Source organism: uncultured Fibrobacter sp. (assembly GCF_947305105.1).
GTDB lineage: Bacteria > Fibrobacterota > Fibrobacteria > Fibrobacterales > Fibrobacteraceae > Fibrobacter.
Map to the genome: position 1 here is coordinate 1 of NZ_CAMZCS010000021.1, position 15,804 is coordinate 15,804.

Annotated in this window: 15 protein-coding genes; 11 read left to right on the forward strand and 4 right to left on the reverse strand. The window is 52.6% G+C overall.

Annotation, left to right across the window (positions count from 1 at the left end):
- Positions 1 to 270 precede the first annotated feature (270 nt).
- From Q0Y46_RS10025 to Q0Y46_RS10065, 9 genes are all read left to right on the forward strand, one after another.
- A complete protein-coding gene (locus tag Q0Y46_RS10025) occupies positions 271 to 1,578 on the forward strand; it encodes a deoxyguanosinetriphosphate triphosphohydrolase (protein ID WP_295679174.1) in 1,308 nt (435 codons plus the stop codon).
- The gene (locus Q0Y46_RS10030) at positions 1,578 to 2,231 is read left to right on the forward strand and encodes a pyrimidine 5'-nucleotidase (RefSeq protein ID WP_297947093.1); all 654 of its coding nucleotides are present in this window, start codon (positions 1,578 to 1,580) and stop codon (positions 2,229 to 2,231) included. Before Q0Y46_RS10025 ends, Q0Y46_RS10030 begins: the two co-directional genes overlap by 1 nt.
- Positions 2,232 to 2,252: 21 nt before the next feature.
- Positions 2,253 to 3,377, forward strand: coding sequence for a hypothetical protein (locus Q0Y46_RS10035; RefSeq protein ID WP_295679178.1), 1,125 nt, complete (start codon positions 2,253 to 2,255; stop codon positions 3,375 to 3,377).
- A 95-nt stretch (positions 3,378 to 3,472) separates the two neighbouring features.
- Positions 3,473 to 4,285, forward strand: a complete 813-nt coding sequence (locus tag Q0Y46_RS10040) for a PDZ domain-containing protein (RefSeq protein ID WP_295679180.1) — start codon at positions 3,473 to 3,475, stop codon at positions 4,283 to 4,285.
- Positions 4,286 to 4,418: 133 nt separating this feature from the next.
- Positions 4,419 to 6,887, forward strand: a complete 2,469-nt coding sequence (locus Q0Y46_RS10045; protein ID WP_297947095.1) for a putative LPS assembly protein LptD — start codon at positions 4,419 to 4,421, stop codon at positions 6,885 to 6,887.
- An 11-nt stretch (positions 6,888 to 6,898) separates the two neighbouring features.
- Complete coding sequence (locus Q0Y46_RS10050) at positions 6,899 to 7,507, forward strand: Maf family protein (RefSeq protein ID WP_297947098.1); 609 nt, start codon at positions 6,899 to 6,901, stop codon at positions 7,505 to 7,507.
- Positions 7,504 to 8,496 carry a helix-turn-helix domain-containing protein gene (locus Q0Y46_RS10055; RefSeq protein ID WP_297947100.1) on the forward strand — a complete coding sequence of 331 codons (993 nt, stop codon included), beginning with the start codon at positions 7,504 to 7,506 and terminating at the stop codon, positions 8,494 to 8,496. The genes Q0Y46_RS10050 and Q0Y46_RS10055 overlap by 4 nt, the downstream gene beginning before the upstream one ends.
- The gene (gene hisB / locus Q0Y46_RS10060; protein WP_295679193.1) at positions 8,496 to 9,080 is read left to right on the forward strand and encodes an imidazoleglycerol-phosphate dehydratase HisB; all 585 of its coding nucleotides are present in this window, start codon (positions 8,496 to 8,498) and stop codon (positions 9,078 to 9,080) included. The genes Q0Y46_RS10055 and hisB overlap by 1 nt, the downstream gene beginning before the upstream one ends.
- A gap of 75 nt (positions 9,081 to 9,155) precedes the next feature.
- Positions 9,156 to 9,734 (forward strand): hypothetical protein, encoded by a 579-nt coding sequence (locus Q0Y46_RS10065; RefSeq protein WP_295679194.1) that lies wholly within the window; start codon positions 9,156 to 9,158, stop codon positions 9,732 to 9,734.
- Positions 9,735 to 9,782: 48 nt separating this feature from the next.
- Here Q0Y46_RS10065 and Q0Y46_RS10070 read toward each other — a convergent pair whose 3' ends face one another.
- Positions 9,783 to 11,543: a glycosyl hydrolase gene (locus Q0Y46_RS10070; RefSeq protein WP_297947102.1), complete on the reverse strand. Its 1,761-nt coding sequence runs from the start codon at positions 11,541 to 11,543 to the stop codon at positions 9,783 to 9,785.
- 170 nt (positions 11,544 to 11,713) lie between these two features.
- Between Q0Y46_RS10070 and Q0Y46_RS10075 the strand changes: the two genes are divergently transcribed.
- The gene (locus Q0Y46_RS10075; protein ID WP_290958738.1) at positions 11,714 to 12,559 is read left to right on the forward strand and encodes a TIGR02147 family protein; all 846 of its coding nucleotides are present in this window, start codon (positions 11,714 to 11,716) and stop codon (positions 12,557 to 12,559) included.
- Positions 12,556 to 13,764: a hypothetical protein gene (locus Q0Y46_RS10080; RefSeq protein WP_297947104.1), complete on the forward strand. Its 1,209-nt coding sequence runs from the start codon at positions 12,556 to 12,558 to the stop codon at positions 13,762 to 13,764. The genes Q0Y46_RS10075 and Q0Y46_RS10080 overlap by 4 nt, the downstream gene beginning before the upstream one ends.
- A 15-nt stretch (positions 13,765 to 13,779) precedes the next feature.
- Here the strand turns inward: Q0Y46_RS10080 and Q0Y46_RS10085 are convergent, their stop codons facing one another.
- From Q0Y46_RS10085 to Q0Y46_RS10095, 3 genes are read right to left on the reverse strand one after another with little or no spacing between them, the layout of a single operon-like run.
- Positions 13,780 to 14,376: a phosphatidylglycerophosphatase A gene (locus tag Q0Y46_RS10085; protein WP_297947106.1), complete on the reverse strand. Its 597-nt coding sequence runs from the start codon at positions 14,374 to 14,376 to the stop codon at positions 13,780 to 13,782.
- Between the two features lie 38 nt (positions 14,377 to 14,414).
- Positions 14,415 to 15,641, reverse strand: a complete 1,227-nt coding sequence (gene hflX, locus Q0Y46_RS10090; RefSeq protein ID WP_297947108.1) for a GTPase HflX — start codon at positions 15,639 to 15,641, stop codon at positions 14,415 to 14,417.
- 7 nt (positions 15,642 to 15,648) lie between these two features.
- Positions 15,649 to 15,789 carry a hypothetical protein gene (locus Q0Y46_RS10095; RefSeq protein WP_297947110.1) on the reverse strand — a complete coding sequence of 47 codons (141 nt, stop codon included), beginning with the start codon at positions 15,787 to 15,789 and terminating at the stop codon, positions 15,649 to 15,651.
- Between the last annotated feature and the right edge of the window lie 15 nt (positions 15,790 to 15,804).

Below are 15,804 nucleotides of genomic sequence, written 5' to 3' on the forward strand. Positions count from 1 at the left end.
AACGCTTGCGTTTCGGCATGGCTGAGCCGACGAGTCATGCGCCTGCGAATGACAATTTTTTTTTAGGCTCCAGGCTCGAGCAATGAGCAGTGAGCAATGAGGTTTCAGATAATTGGTAAGCAGTTAAAGGGCAAATGCAGAATCCCCCTAACCACCAACCACTAACCACTGTCTACTTCCTACTGCCTACTTCCTACTTCCTACTTCCTACTGCCTACTTTCTCTCGTCTCTCGTCTTTCGTCTCTCGTCTAAATTTTATATTTTCCCCCATGTTACAATGGGACACGCTTCTTTCTGCGACTCGCTACGGGCACCCGGCCGATCCGGACCCGAACCGCTCCGATTTCCATCGCGACTATGACCGCATCGTTTTCTCGACGGCATTCCGTCGCCTTGGCCGCAAGACTCAGGTTCACCCGTTCTCGGTGAACGACCATGTTCATAGCCGCCTCACGCACAGTCTGGAAGTTTCCAGCGTGGGCCGCAGCCTTGCCATTACAGTCTACCACTTGATCAAGGAACACTTGCCCAAGTACGTGAATGAGTACCAGTTCGGTACGATTGTCCAGTCGGCGTGTCTCGCTCACGATATCGGCAATCCGCCGTTTGGCCATGCGGGCGAGGCGGCAATTCGCGAGTGGTTCCGCAAGAACCGCAACAGCGCTCCGCTCAGGGATTTGGGCGACCGTGAAATGGCCGATTTCGAGAATTTTGACGGCAATGCCCAAGGGCACAGAATCCTGAGCAAGCTGGAATATCACTTTTTAGACGGCGGCATGCGCCTCACGTACGCGACCATCGGTTCGATGATCAAGTACCCGCGCCTCGCCATGTACGGCACGCCGACGAGCCTGTTCTCGACCGAGGCGGACCTTTACCGCGAAACGGCGGATACGCTCGGCTTGCCGGAAGTTGCCAAGGGCCAGTGGGTGCGCCATCCGCTGGTGTACCTGATGGAAGCTGCCGACGACATTTGCTATTCCATCCTTGACGTCGAAGACGCTATTGAACTGGGTATCCTTTCTTTTGCCGACGTGCGTGGCATGTTCTCGTACCTTTGCGGCCCCGACGTGGATATCGACCGCGAATACGAAGAAAACGGCCAGAACTTCCGCGACTTCTTGAGCAGCATCCGCGGGCACGCCATCCAGAACCTGATTGACGACGTGGCCGTCCTTTTCATGAAGCATTACGAAGAAATCATGAACGGGGCGCTCCAGAAGCATTTGATTGACCTCTCGCGCAGCGAGACGATGGAAGGTATCCGCATCGCGAAGCGCCTGGGCGTGGAGCGCATCTACCCGGACCGCCGCAAGACGGAACTGGAAGTGGGCAGCTACACGACGCTCAGCACCGTGCTCGATGCCTTCATCAACGGCGTTCACGATTATCGCCTGAACGGCAAGAATTCTTACCGTGCCGACCGCATCGTGCGCCTGATTGGTCAAGCAAAAATCGGCCAGAGTGTCACAGCTGCAGAAGCGTACCACCAGGTGCTTGACTTTGTGAGCGGGATGACGGACAACTATGCGACCTACCTGGCGCGCCAGATTGGCGGGTTGGTCATGGGGCTTTAATGGTCTGGTTGTTCGACTACGACCTGACTTTGTACGGCGAAGAGGAACGCCATGTCCTCGTTTCCCTGGACCGTCGCATTTCGGCTTACGTGCAAAAGACGATTGGTGGTACGTTCGAACATGCCTCGGAAATCCGGACGGAGTATTTGCACCGCTACGGCACGACCCTTGCGGGGCTCATGGCTTTGCACGGTACCGATCCGGACGACTTTTTTGATTTCATCCATGATGCTCAATATCTGGTGTACCCGGTCCCGGCACCGGCGAAGCGAGACCTGCTGCTTTCGCTGAAGGGCCCGCGCGGTGTGTTTACGAATGGCCGCCACGATTGGAGCGAGGCGGGGATGCGCTCGATGGGAATTCTGGACTGCATGGATTTCGTGTTCGACCTGAAGGCCCTCGGTTGGGTCGGCAAACCCCATGACATCGCTTACGAGAAGATGGAAAACTTCCTGAAAGGGCGCCTTGGTGCCGATTTTAACGCATCCGGCATCGTCCTTCTGGAAGATTCCTTGCGTAACTTGGAACCTGCCCATGCCCGCGGCTGGATCACGATTCTTGTCAATCCGGTTGAAAACGCTCCCGATTGGGTGGATTTTCATATTCCCCATTTGCTAGATTTAGACAAGATAGTCAATAAATTACCTTGCTAGAAACGTTTTTGAAAGACTCTTATGAATAGAATTTCTCTCTCCGTGATTTGCCTCCTGTGCCTGATGTTGTCCCCGCTGTTTGCGTCCCCGGCTATTCCGGTCGCTGCGCGTAACGGGTTTAAGAACATGACCGTGACGACGGAGTATTCCGACCTGCTCAAAGAAAAGAACGCGAGGAACGATTCCCTGCTCCCCGCACTCGATGGCGACAAGGCTTTTGCCGAGGTGCTCCGCCTGAACCCGAATTTCTGGAGCCTGGGTGGCGCTATCGACAAGGAAGCTTCGCTTGTGACAAAACTGAATGCGAAGGTCATTTTTATCGACGGTATCCGCGAGGAACCGTACTGCGAACTGGAAAAGGGCTCGTCGAGCGATGCCGGCACCTGGAACGTGCGCATCGGTGTCGACTTTGTGTCGGGTGGCTCGAACATCGTGCATATCCACGTGCAGCAGTGCTTGGACTATGTCCGCGACGAACTGGGTTATGCCGTAAAGAAGGGCGACAAGGTCATTGTGGTCCCGCCCAAGAAGGTTCTTGACAAACTCAAGAAAAGTGAAATTCCCGATGCCATTGACCTTGACTTGCAACAGACGCTCCTCAAGGCTCACGAAGAAGTCGAACTTGACGGAAAGTGCCCGAAGAACATTGAGGCCTATGTCATCCTGATGAACGTCTACAATCAGGTGAAAGACAAGAAAATGGATTACGTTGTCATCAACGACCAGTTGAATAAGCAGAAAAACGGTGGCTTGCGTGTGCAGAGCTGCGCCTTCAGTCGCGAATGGAACAAACGCTACCAGGAAAGCGCAAGTTTCGAATGCGATATCGACAATGACCGCTGCCTGTACCGCCAGGAAAACGACGGCGATACGGAATGGCATATAAACTATGACCAGGACCGTTTTGAGTATATCAACAAGAAATTCTTGTTCTTCAATCGCAACCCCAAGAGCATCCACAAGGGCGGAACCATGCTGGATTTGCGCCTGATCCGCCTCTCTACGACTCTTTATCTGGAAGCCTATATCAACCTGAAGGGTGAACCTGTGACACTCGGGCTCGTGATTGTCCCTGGCGAGAAGACCATCAAGGATTACGAAGATAACAGCGCCACTGCCGAAGAAGATGGCGAAATGATGGAATAGATACGTTTTTTTTCATAAAAAATTACTTTGATTGTCGGATTTCCGACAATTTTTATTATATATTTAGAATGGAATCTAATTTATAAGGAGTCCTTATGAAGAATCTTGTCAAGTTGTCCCTTTTGGCCGCAATGGCCGTTGCTCCTGTTATGGCCGATGAATCTTTCGGTGGTATCGGAGTGACTATTTATCAGATCCACGAAGGAGTCAAGGTGGCCGAGGTCATCCCGGGTACTCCCGCAGCCGAGACTAAGCTCCAGGCGGGCGACGTGATTACCGCTGTCGACGGTGTCAGCCTCCAGGGCAAGGATATCGAAGCTTCCAAGGAAATGCTCCGTGGCCAGGTGAACAAGCCGCTCGAGATTACTTATGTGAGCGCAGGCGAAACCTACAAGGAAACGGTCCGCCGCACCCAGATTACCGTGAAGGAATTCGAAGGCAAGTCTGTGCAGAACTGGTATGGTGACAAGGAAAATGTGAACTCTCACGAACTTGAAGCCTTCGCCAGCGCAAAGCAGAGCGACAAGCAGCTCGTGGCTGTCCTCCAGAACGGCAACCTCGTGAAGGAAGACGTCAAGGCCGCTTCTGCTGGCATCAACGGTGTCTACATCGAAAGGGTGAACGAATTTGAACCCAAGGTCCAGAAGAAGAATGTCGTTCGTTCCAGCGACGCTCGCCTCCGTGGCTTTACGCGCAAGGCTGTGAGCTTCGGCCTCAAGTCTTCGGGCAAGGCTGTTGTCTCCATCTTGAACGCTGATGGCGAATTGGTTGCCACCCTCCGTGCCGACGACGCTAAGGCCGGCATCAACACGATTGCTTGGGACGGTAGCCAGCTGACGAGTGGCCGCTACATGGTGAGCATTGACCATAACGGTTCCGTTAGCGGAACGATGGCTGTGCTGAAGTAGCTCCAGTCCATAACTTTTAATGGGACCGGTCAGAAGTGGCCGGTCTTTTTTTGTCGTGTTTGTTTGAAAAAAAATCAATTTGGTTCCTACTGAAGAACTGCGATTTTCTATCTTATCGCGCAACGTGTTTTTATTGAGAACCCATAGTCTCCTGTGGGCCGTTTTGCTGTTTGCATTGGCTGCCCTCTGTGCTCCTGCCGCGTTTGGCGAGGAGATGACCCGCTTTGAACTTGAAGAGCGAGTCCAAGAGGAAGAGGACACGACGGAAGTCACCTGGATGAATGACACTTCTGGAGTGGATACAATCGAGTATCGTGCTGTAGACCTTGTATATGATGTGGAAAAATCCACTTTCAACTTGAACAACAACGCCCAGCTGAAATACCGCACTGCGACGTTGGATGCCGATACCATCCTTTTTGACCAAGAGAATAGCATGCTCGTGGCGAGCGGCGAACCCGTACTCCGAGAGACGAAGAACCCTTCGTTGTCAGGGATGCGCCTCAAGTACAACATGAAAAGCCGCATCGGCGAGATTTACTATGCGACGACGTATCAGGATAACCAGCAACTGAACGGCATGGAGGTGCGGCGTCTGCCAGACACGCGTATCCAGATTGCCCGAGGGGATTTTAGTACTTGTAACGATTCAACGCATCAGCACTTCTACTTTTACGGACGGCGCATGGTCGTGAAGCCGAAAGAGACCATCACAGCACGTCCCGTGGTTCTGAATATTGCCGATGTCCCTGTGGCGGTCCTCCCGATGATTGTTTCTCCCTTGAAGAGTGGTCGCCGTTCTGGTTTGCTGACTCCGAAGTTTGGTGGCGACCAGAAGCAGGGCTTTTACATTAGCAATCTGGGTTACTATTACGCACCCAATGACTACTGGGATGCAACGATGAAGGGCGATATCATCGAAGGCGAGGAGGGACGGTTCGAACGTTCCACGTTGACGGGGGAAGCGCGTTACAAAATCCGCTACGTTCTTGATGGGAACATTTCGTACACCAGTTACCTTGAAGAATTTGATTTGGCGAATAGTGGCTACGATGTGAGGTTTACGCACAACCAGAATTTGACTCCCGACGGCAAGAATACGTTGAGCGGCTCCGGTTCGTTTGTAAGTGACCGCAGCGTGCGTAAGAAAAACGCCCTGGATGCAGAAACGATTTTGAATCAACAGGCGAATGCTCAGTTGACGTATTCCGGTAAGTACGGCACCAATAAGAGCCTCACGGTGAAGTTGAGCCAGCAGCACAACTTGACGACCGATTTGATGGAACGCCAAATTCCCGACGTGCAGTACAGGCAGAGTGGCCCGCTTTTCAACTTTGAACTCGATGAAGACGAGCTTGCGTCTGACGATGGTTCAATTGAGACGTACTTGGAAAAGTTCAATTACAGCTTTACGAATAGGGCGAACATCTTTACGCGTCGTGCCCAGGATACCGTCAACAATGTGGACACGACGGCGAAGTATTATGGTTATACGGGTAACTACTCGTTGGACTATTCTGGTTCGCTGTTCGATGTCATCAACCTCACGCCGAGGGCGTCGTTCACGGGTTACTGGACGGGCCGCTCCTGGATCAACCCTGAAGATTCGGCAAAGTACCGCAGGGCGCGCACGACGCTTGAACCTTCCGAAGGAAATTTTGGTGAGGTGGCGTACAACCACAACTACAGCCTCACCGCCGATACGAAATTGTACGGAATATGGGTGCCTGAATTAGGCCGATTTACGGGTGTGCGACATGTGCTTTCGCCAAGTGTCTCGTACACGTATGCCCCCGAAATCGATACAGTGAAAACTTTTGCACCGCACCCGTTGCTAGGGCAAACTCCATACCAGATTGAGCAGAAAACGGTGGGATTCGGCTTGAACAACGACTTTGACCTCAAGTACCTGAAGGTGGTCGGGCACAAGGCCGACACGACCAAGGGGGATACGGCCAAGTCCGTCGAAGACCAGTATGGGACACGCCGCTTGCTCACGACCCGTCACAGCACTTCGTACAACTTTGCCGCCGATTCGTTGCAGTGGTCCGATATCTCGTCCAGTTTCGGTCTCCAGGTATTGCCCGATTACATGTTCACGGTCCGTACCACGCACAGTGTATATCACAAGTACACCGATAACCCGACCAAGGCGCAGTTCCCTGAACTCACATATTGGGGCTACGAACTTTCTCGTGCATTCCACTGGAACGGTCAATTCAACGCGGGGTTGCCTTCGCAGATGGGCAAGTACGAGATGCTCAAGTGGGGCTTTGGCCTAGATTACCGCTATACGTTCTCGAGTACGCGCGTGGCGAGGGACTTGTTCAAGGACAACGTTTCACATTCCACTGAAATTTCGGCTTCATTCCAGCCTACGGTTAACTGGGAAATGACTTACAGGACGCGCTACGACTATAACGAGGGCCGTTTCGTGACTCATGCGTTTACGTTCAATCGTTCCTTGCACTGCTGGCAACTTGATTTCAGTTGGACTCCGACCGGGCCTGCTGCTGGCTGGAGCTTCTCCATCTACGTGAAGGAACTCCCGGATATCAAACTGAATGCTGGCAGCACCGACACGAAGACTGGCAGCTACTAAGTGATTGAAAAATGGAAATTACAAACAAAATAACAGATTTGAAGCCGTCCGCTTTTGACGAAGTCGTGCTTGCGAGCGGCTCTCCCCGCCGCAGGGAAATTCTCTCGCAAATCGGGATGAAGTTTAGGGTGGTTGTTTCCAATGACGAAGAATCCCCCAAGTCGAATAATCCTCTGGATTTTCCGCGTGAAAATGCGAGCGCAAAAGCGCTTTCGGTTTCGGCCAAGGAGCACGATTCTTTGGTGTTGGGCTTTGACACCCTGGTTTTTCTGGACGGCGAGCCTCTCGGCAAGCCCGGAACCCCCGAAAAGGCCCTGGAAATGCTCAAACGTTTGAACGGCCGGTCCCATAAAGTGATTACCGGGGTGGCTGTAGCCTGGAATGGAGCCATTCTCAGCGCTACAGAAGAGGAAACGGAGGTGTTTTTCAGGAACAACACCTTACAAGAACTCGAAGATTATGTAAATTCTAAAGACCCGATGGATAAAGCGGGGGCTTACGGCATCCAGACGCAGGGTGCGAGGCTCATTAGCGGAATCCGAGGGTGTTACTACAACGTTGTCGGGTTGCCGGTAGCCCGGCTCCTGGATGTTTTGGGAAGGTTGAAGGAAAAAACATGATTCCTGTTGAAGATAAACGTACTGACGAATCTTTAGGTGCCTATTTTGCGCGTGTCCGCGAGGCACATTCCCTGACTGTCGAAAAACTTTCTGCCGAGACAAAGATTTCGGTCAAGCATATCACTTCTATAGAAAAGAGTGATTGGAAGGCGTTCCCTGTCGAAGCCTATTTGCGTAGTTATTTGAACTCTCTTTGCTCCAAACTTGGCCTGGAAACCAAGAAGGTGATGGAGTGGTATACGAAGGAAAGTGGATCCCAGTATATGAACGTATCTCTAGATACGGCAATAACTTCCACGATTTCACCCATGGCCGAGGAGAACGTGAAAAAGCATAGCAAGGCGATTCCTATCGTCATCATTTTGCTTGGTCTTGGGTTCTTGGCCGCAATGCATTTCATGGACCAGCTAGGCCGGTTCGACGAGTCTGGCGATGCCGCCAAGAGTGATTCTGCTGTTGTCGACGAGTCCGAAAATGTCACTCCGTCCGAAATTCCTGAGGGTGCTGAGGCTGTTCCTGCAGATTCCCTGCGCGCCGATTCCATCGCTGCTGCCAAGAAGGATTCTGCCGAACGCAACGGCTCGGTGAGTCAGGCTGTCGTGGACGAGGCCATCAAGAAATCCGATCGTCCTGCATCGGCCACGATTTTCATTTCGTCTACGTCCAAGAAGGAAGACAAGGCTGAGCAGCCAGCGTCTAACGACGGCAATACAAGGTTTGAACTTATCGGTTCCGGCAACGCCCGCACGTGGATTGGCCTCAAGCATCACGACGAGGATGATGCATTCCTCAAAGAATCGAACATTTCTGTTGCAGGGACAAAGATGGTTTACAACACGAAGGACACAATCCTCGTGATTATCGGTGAACCTCGCGCTATCGCGAAGATGATCCTGAATGGTGTGGAAACTCCGCTCCCGGAAATGCAGTTTGGCCGCGTGACCCGTTTCCATGTGTATGACGGAAAAATTGTCCGCAGGGGTAACTGATGCGAATTTCGAAAATTTCTCGCAAGACGAGCGAAACCTCCATTGAACTCGCTCTGAACTTGGATGAGGCCGGTCGCGGAAAGATTGATTCCGGCAATGCTTTTTTGGACCACATGCTCGATTTGTTCCAAGTCCATGGCGGATTCCGCTTGGATTTGACCTGCAAGGGCGACGTCGAAGTCGACATGCACCACAGCATGGAAGATATCGCCATTGTGCTCGGACAGGCACTGGTGGAATGCCTGGGCGACAAGAAGGGTATTGAACGTTACGGATTTTACTTTGTTCCAATGGACGAGGCCCTGAGCCGCGTTTGCATTGATTTCAGCAATCGCATTGGCTTTGTCTGGAATGTGCAACTCCCTGCCGCAATGGCTGGTGGTATTGAAGCGAGCATGTTTGAACACTTCTTCAAGAGCCTTGCCGAAAATGCCCGCATGAACTTGCATGTGGAACTGTTCTACGGTAGCGATAACCACCATTGCCTTGAATCGATTTTCAAGGCGTTTGCCCGCGCCGTGGCGATGGCTGTTGCTCCTGGCCGCAACAAGAATGCTATCCCCAGCAGTAAAGGTGTGCTTTAGACCGGCGTGGGGGACCTTCTAGGTTCCCTCGTTAGCGCTGGTTTCTGATGCGTCACTTTTGCTATCTTGATTTCCATGCGTTTATTTCAATTTTTCTTGCTCGTATTAATTCTTGTTTCCGCAAGCTTTGCGGTGACGGCTCCGAAGTCTTCTGCTGCGGCGAATAAGCCCCAGCAAGTTCCCGCAATTTCCATTTCTCCCGAGGAAATGATGATTTTCATGGCTCTCCTGCAGAGCCCTGCATTCAAGGATAATTTTGTGCGTTCCTGCTCGGCACAATCGGAGGAATGGCTTGGAGCTACGCAGGCGAACAAGTCGTGTGCTTGTGCTTTTAATCGGCTTGCTGGCGACCAGGCTGCTTTGAATAAACTTGTTAACGCGGTCGCTCTTGATGGCAGCGGGATTAATTTCGAAAAGATTGGCTTTAGTGTCGTGGAACCTTGTATTCCTAACGAATATCCTTCTGAAACGGATAACGCCTTTGTGAAGGAATGCCTTAAGCAGAAAGATTTGAACAAGCCTACATGTGAATGTATTCTCAAGTCGGTCAAGAGGGATTATACGGTCCATTCCCTGATAAAGCTCGCTTTTGAAAACCAGAGACAACTGGAAACGGATCTCAATTTGAAAACGGCTCAGTGCCTTTCCAAATAAAAAAGATTCCGACCTAATGGCCGGAATCTTGGAGAGGAGTGCACATTTCTATTTCTTGATGTACAGTGTGTTCACGGTAGAACCCTGTATTTTGGAGCGGACGACGTAGCGGCCCTGCGGCAGTGCGTTTACGCTTTTGCCCATGAAGTGGCCGTTCATATCGAAAATTCCGATGGTGGTTGCTGTCCCGAGCAGACGCGGTGCTGTCGCGAGGTGGGTCTTGCCTGAGTCGGGAGGCGTTACTGTTGTATCGGGCGATGTTACTGTCGTATCGGGCTGTGTTACGGTTGTGTCGGGCGGAGCTACTGTCGTGTCGGGCGGAGTTACGGTCGTATCAGGACTGATATTCGCCGTGTACTTGTCCCAGCCGGGCATGTCCTCGAGGCTGATGATGCGCTCGTCTTCCATATTGCTTTTCCATACGGCATCCTTGGTCTGTCCGGGCCAGGTCCCGCTCCAGGTGCTGTACCACGGCATCCACCAGCTCCATACCGCTTCGTCGGCGTGCATGTTGTTCACGTCGGGGATGGGGCCGTTTTCGCTGAGCGCGAGAATCTTCGTGCCGTTCGATGCGCTCTTGAACTTGTCGAAGGCGCTCGCGTTGCTGGAATGGTCATTTGCGTTGTTGTAGATGTCGATGGAAAGCACATCGTAGTATTCGCTGCCCGGATCCCAGGAGGTGACGGTGCTCCCTTCGGGGTTGAACACCCAAATCATGTTCTTCACGCCCTTGACTTTCACCATGCGGTCATAGACAAGGCGATAGAGGGCGGCGAACTGGTCGCCCGAATTGATGCTCCACCAGAACCACTTGCCGCCCGCTTCGTGCAGGGGGCGGAAGATTCCTGCCACGCCTTCTTTCTGCAGTTCGAGGAAATAGTCGGCGATGTGGTCGATGTCGGCGACGATTCCCTTGTAGGCCGCGCTTTCGGTGTTCCATTCGGTGGTGCCGGGCTTGAATCCGGTCGCGAAGTCAAAGGTCGTGTATCCCTGCCCGTTATCGGCGCCCTGGATGTAGAATGCGTCTTCCTTGTCGAGAGGGTCTTTCCAGTGCCAGGTGAATGCGGGTATGCCGCCGGCTTTCCAGAGACCCTTTGCGATAGAAATCGCCTTGTCGGTGTATTCCTTGTTCCAGCTTTCGTTGGCCTTGGGGCCGGTTGCAAACAAGAAATCCAGCCCGACGATGACGGGATATTTCTGGGTCCTTGTATAGATGTACTTCACGTCGTCGTGGGTCTTGAAGTCGGCCCCCAGCGTGAACCCGCTCATGTCGCCGGTCATGATGCCGCTGATGGTCTTCTTGCCGAAGTTTTCGCGCAGGAAACTGTAGAGCTTTACCGCACTCTCGGTCGCGTTGGGGGTGACCGGCTTTGCGGAAAGCTTGAAGGGGGCTGATTCGTATGGTTCCACGTCGATGTAGTCCACGCTAATCCATCCCCAGAATTTCTGGAGGGCGATTGTATTTGTACCTGCCTTGAGCGTGACAATTGTCGAAACGTCCTTCCAAGTGGAAGCTTCTTCGAAATCTACGGTGCCCGATGTCGAACCGTTCACGGCGATGTAGTTTGCTTTGAATTCAGGAGCCTTGTAGTGGATTGTCACTTGGTATTTCCCGGCTGTTTCCGCGGTGACGCCTTCAAACGAAATGTTGCCTTCCTGCATGTCGGCGTAACCCGTTCCCGAGTCCCCACCGCTGTTGACAATTTTGGCACCTTCCGAAACGGTTGCCGATTCACCTTCGTACTTGGTGGCAAAAGCTGCCACCGCCAAGCCGAGCCCGATGATTATGATGTTTTTTCCAATAAACATATACACTCCTTATATATTCATAAAATATGTTTTTTCTTTATAAAACGCTGTGATGGAAATCAAATGGTGTGGACAAAAATGTCTACGCTCCCGTAAAAAAAATGGATGTTTCCCGAAAAAGAATGGATATTGATATTGAATAATGTATTTTTGGCAATGGTAGGTCTCCTATGTTTGCAAGGAACAAAATCAACATTTTCGACTATTCGGACTACCGCAAGTTCTTGCGGGAGTTTTACGAGGTTGAAAAGTCGTTAGACCCGACGTTCAGTTACCGCGTGTTCGCCACGGCGGTCGACATGGACGCGAGCCTGCTTCTCAAGATTTTGCAGGGCAAGCGCCACGTTTCCCCCAAATGCATTGAATCGTTCGTGCAGTTCTTCCGGTTCAAGGAAGGCAAGGCGGAATATTTCCGCGAGATGGTCGCCTACGGCAAAGCAAAAAACGACGAACAGGTCCGCCGGCATTTTGAAACTCTACAGAAAATGCGCCCGTTGGCTTGCCGCGAACTGGACGAGGCGCGCTATCGCTATTTCCAGCAGTGGTTCTACCCGATGATCCGCTCTGCGCTGGATGTCTTTGATTATCGCGGGCCGCAGGATGCAGCCTCCCTTGGGGATTCCTGTGTCCCGAAACTGACTGCAACCCAGGTGCAGGGCGCTGTGGACGCCTTGCTGCAACTCGGGCTTGCCCAAAAGCGGAAGGATGGCCGTATTGTGCCGACCGAGGCGCATATCAAGACCAAGGAACGCTGGTTCAGCGCTTCTATTAGCGAGTACCAGCAAAACATTGCCGACTTGGCCCGCCGCTCGATTGCTGAAACGCCCAGGGAAGAGCGCGATATCAGCACGCTCACGATGGCTCTGGATTCCTCCCAAATCGAAAAAATACGTGAAATTCTCGCTGAAACGCGCAAATCTATCGTAAATGTGGTGAATGCGATGCCGTCCAAGATTTGCGACAGCGTTTATCAGCTAAATTTCCAGTTGTTCCCGATGATGAAAAAGGTAAAATGATGAAACGTTTAATTTCGGCAGTTTCTCTGTTGTCTTGTTTGTGGGCTTGCTCCAGTTCCGATCCGGATACTGCCGGCGCGACGAGCGAGACGACGAACGGGATCGCCGTTATGGTGGTGGATGCCGCAACCAAACCGGTTCCGCAGGCGCGCGTTACCTTGTTCAAACGTTCTGGAGCCGTTCCTGCGGACAGTCCGTCCGAAGTCCAGGATGTGACGCAGTTCCTCCCGTCCTATGTCTCTGCGCTGGAAACCGCCACTGCAGATGATTCTGGAATGGTGCAGTTCGAGATTTTGCCGGATCAGTGCCAAAATGCAAGGTGCTATGTCGAGGGAATTGCGGGCGAGGACTCCTCGCTCATGGTGTGGACGAAACTCAATGCGGCTGATTCCATGACAGATAAAATTGAACTCTTGCCGTCCGTGTCGCTTACGGTGTACACCGGGGCGTCTTCCTCTGACTCTACAGTCTTGGGCGCAACATTGATGCTTGATGCGACGCCCTATTGGGCCCAAAATGAAGGAAGCGCGTTTGTCTTTTCGCATGTTCCGGCTGGTTTATATACCGTTGTCGCAGATAATCAGCCCGTTGCTGAAGTCTCGCTTGATGCCGGAACTTCCGTCGATACGCTCGTGCCCCTTCCCGGACTGACCCGCGAATTCGTGTTCGAAGATTTCGAGGATGGTGACAGCCTGAACAACCTTGCGAAAACTTATCCGAACTATGGCTGGTATTTCTCCGCATTTAAGGGGGCTTCCTGGACCAAACCGGATTCGTCAGGCTTTGCCGCTGCGCTCAAGGACGATACCTCCCACGGCAAGTTCCTTGCGACGGATTTTGCTTTAGGCGATACGGGATATGTGCTGATGGGGACTCGCCTGGGCCTCGATACCGCCCATTATGATTTGAGTGCGTTGACCGCTATCCGCTTGACGGTGCGCGGCGATTGCGAATTCCGTGTCGCGCTGGAGCATTACCTCGATGTGGGTGACAATAATTTCAGGAAGGCCCTCTGGCTTGCAAAGGCGTCCGACGACTGGACCGATGTCGTGTTGCTCCCCGGCAACGAACTTCTGGATGAGTTCAGTTATCAGGTGCCGTGGGGCGAGGTCTCGAAGGAAATCGGCCTCTTCAGCATATTCATCACGAGCGGTACGCACCTGGAAATAGACAGGATTGTCTTCGAAGGGATTGAACTCCACTGAATGTTTTGAGTTGCTTTAAACAAATAAGAAGAAAAGAATCAATCCAAGCGTAAGTACGATTCCCGCATAGACGCCACCTAAAAGGTCGTCGGCCATGACTCCCCAAGCTCCGGGGAGTTTTTCCATTTTATGGATGCCAAGCGGCTTGAGAATATCGAAAAAGCGGAACAGTCCGAATGCAATGGCAAGAATCCAAGGGTGGGCGAGGATGATTTCGGCCGGGATGAACGCGAGGCTCATGAAGATGCCGCAGACTTCGTCTATCACAATCCAGCCAGGGTCTTTGGTGCCGGTGTCCTTCATCGCTTTGTTCACGAACGGGATGGAGGCGAAGAATACGATGAGGGCTGCGACGAGGAAAAGCCCGTATGTGCGGGTTCCGGTGGCCTGCTCGTTGATGGCGTGAGTGTACTGGAACCAGTATTTGGAACTCAGGATGGCCAAGGGGTAGGCGACAATCGCGGCGGCCAAGCTTCCCATGGTGCCGGGCGCTTTTGGCGACATACCCGAGCCAAAGAATGTCACGATAAGAGCGGTGAGCTTGTCGGTCCCGCGCCACTCGTGCGGCACGCGCTTCTTTCCGTATTTTTCTTTCAACTCAGCACTATTCATTTCTCATTCCTCACTGCTCACCGCTCATTGTTCACTGCTCATCGCTCATCGCTCACCGCTCGTTGCTCATTGCTCTTGTCCGAGATGCTTTCGGCAGGGTGTAACGGCCAGGGCGATTCCACGACTTCCTTGATTTTTTCGGCCTGGGCCTCGCGCTTCTTTTTCCAAATTTTCAGCTGTTCCTTGAAAGCGTTCTTCAGCCTTTCCATGCCGATGTTTTCCTTGGCGCTCACCTGGATGGCTTCCGGGTAGTTCTCGCGAAGTTCCGAGCGGCGCGCTTCGTCGCAGATTTCGGCCTTGTTGAACACGCGGATGCGCGGAGTGTCTTTGCTGATAATGCCTTCGAGTGTCTTGTGCGTCACTTCCAGGTGCTCGCGATAATCGGGGGCAGAGCCGTCCACAACTTCGAGGATGCAGTCGGCGTGCGCAGCGACCCCGAGCGTGCTCTTGAAAGTCTCGATGAGGTTGTGCGGCAGCTTGCGGATAAAGCCCACCGTATCGGAGAGGATGATGTTTTCCCCGTCGAGGTAGAGCTTGCGCGTGGTGCTGTCGAGGGTCGCGAACAGCTTGTCTTCTACATAGACGTCGGCGCCGGTAAGGCGGTTTGTGAGCGTGGACTTGCCTGCGTTTGTATAGCCGACAATGCCGACCTGGAAAATGTCGTTGCGTTTGTTCGCCTGGCTTTCGCGGGCCTCCTCGATTTTCTCGAGTTTTTTCTTGAGTTCCTGGATGCGCTTGCGAATCATGCGGCGGTCGGTTTCGAGCTGCGTCTCACCCGGCCCCTTGGTGCCTATGCCGCCATTGTGCTGGCGGCATAGGTGCGTCCACGCACCGGTGAGCCGCGGCATCATGTACTGCAGCTGCGCGACTTCCACCATCAGGCGGCTTTCTGCCGTGATGGCGTGCTTTGCGAAAATGTCGAGGATGAGGCCCGTACGGTCGAGCACCTTGATTCCGGGCAGGCGCTGTTCCAGATTTCTCACTTGGGAACCCGAAAGGTCATCGTCGAACACGACCATCTTGGCGTGTTGTTCTTCGAGGGCGCGCTTGACCTCGTTTACCTTGCCTTCGCCGATAAGCGTTGCCGGGCTAAAGTTCTGTACGCGTTGCAAAAAGCTCTGCACCACCTCTGCTCCAGCGGTTTCGGCGAGCCTTCCCAGCTCCGCGAGCTGTTCTCCGGCAAGCCACGGACGTACCTTGGGTGTCGAAATGCCTACGAGAATGCAGCGCTCTTTTTCGGGTTTGTGCTCTGTTATTTGCTTCATTAAAAAATTACTTGTCGTTTCCGCTTAACTTTAAAAACCAATAGTCTTCGCTATTGATGGAACTGGCGTTCAGAATCGGATCGTCGGCCAGATTTTGGGCTGCGTCATTTGGCGCTTTGTCTTCTTTTTCAAGTTTTTTATCGTCCATGATTCTAATATAAAA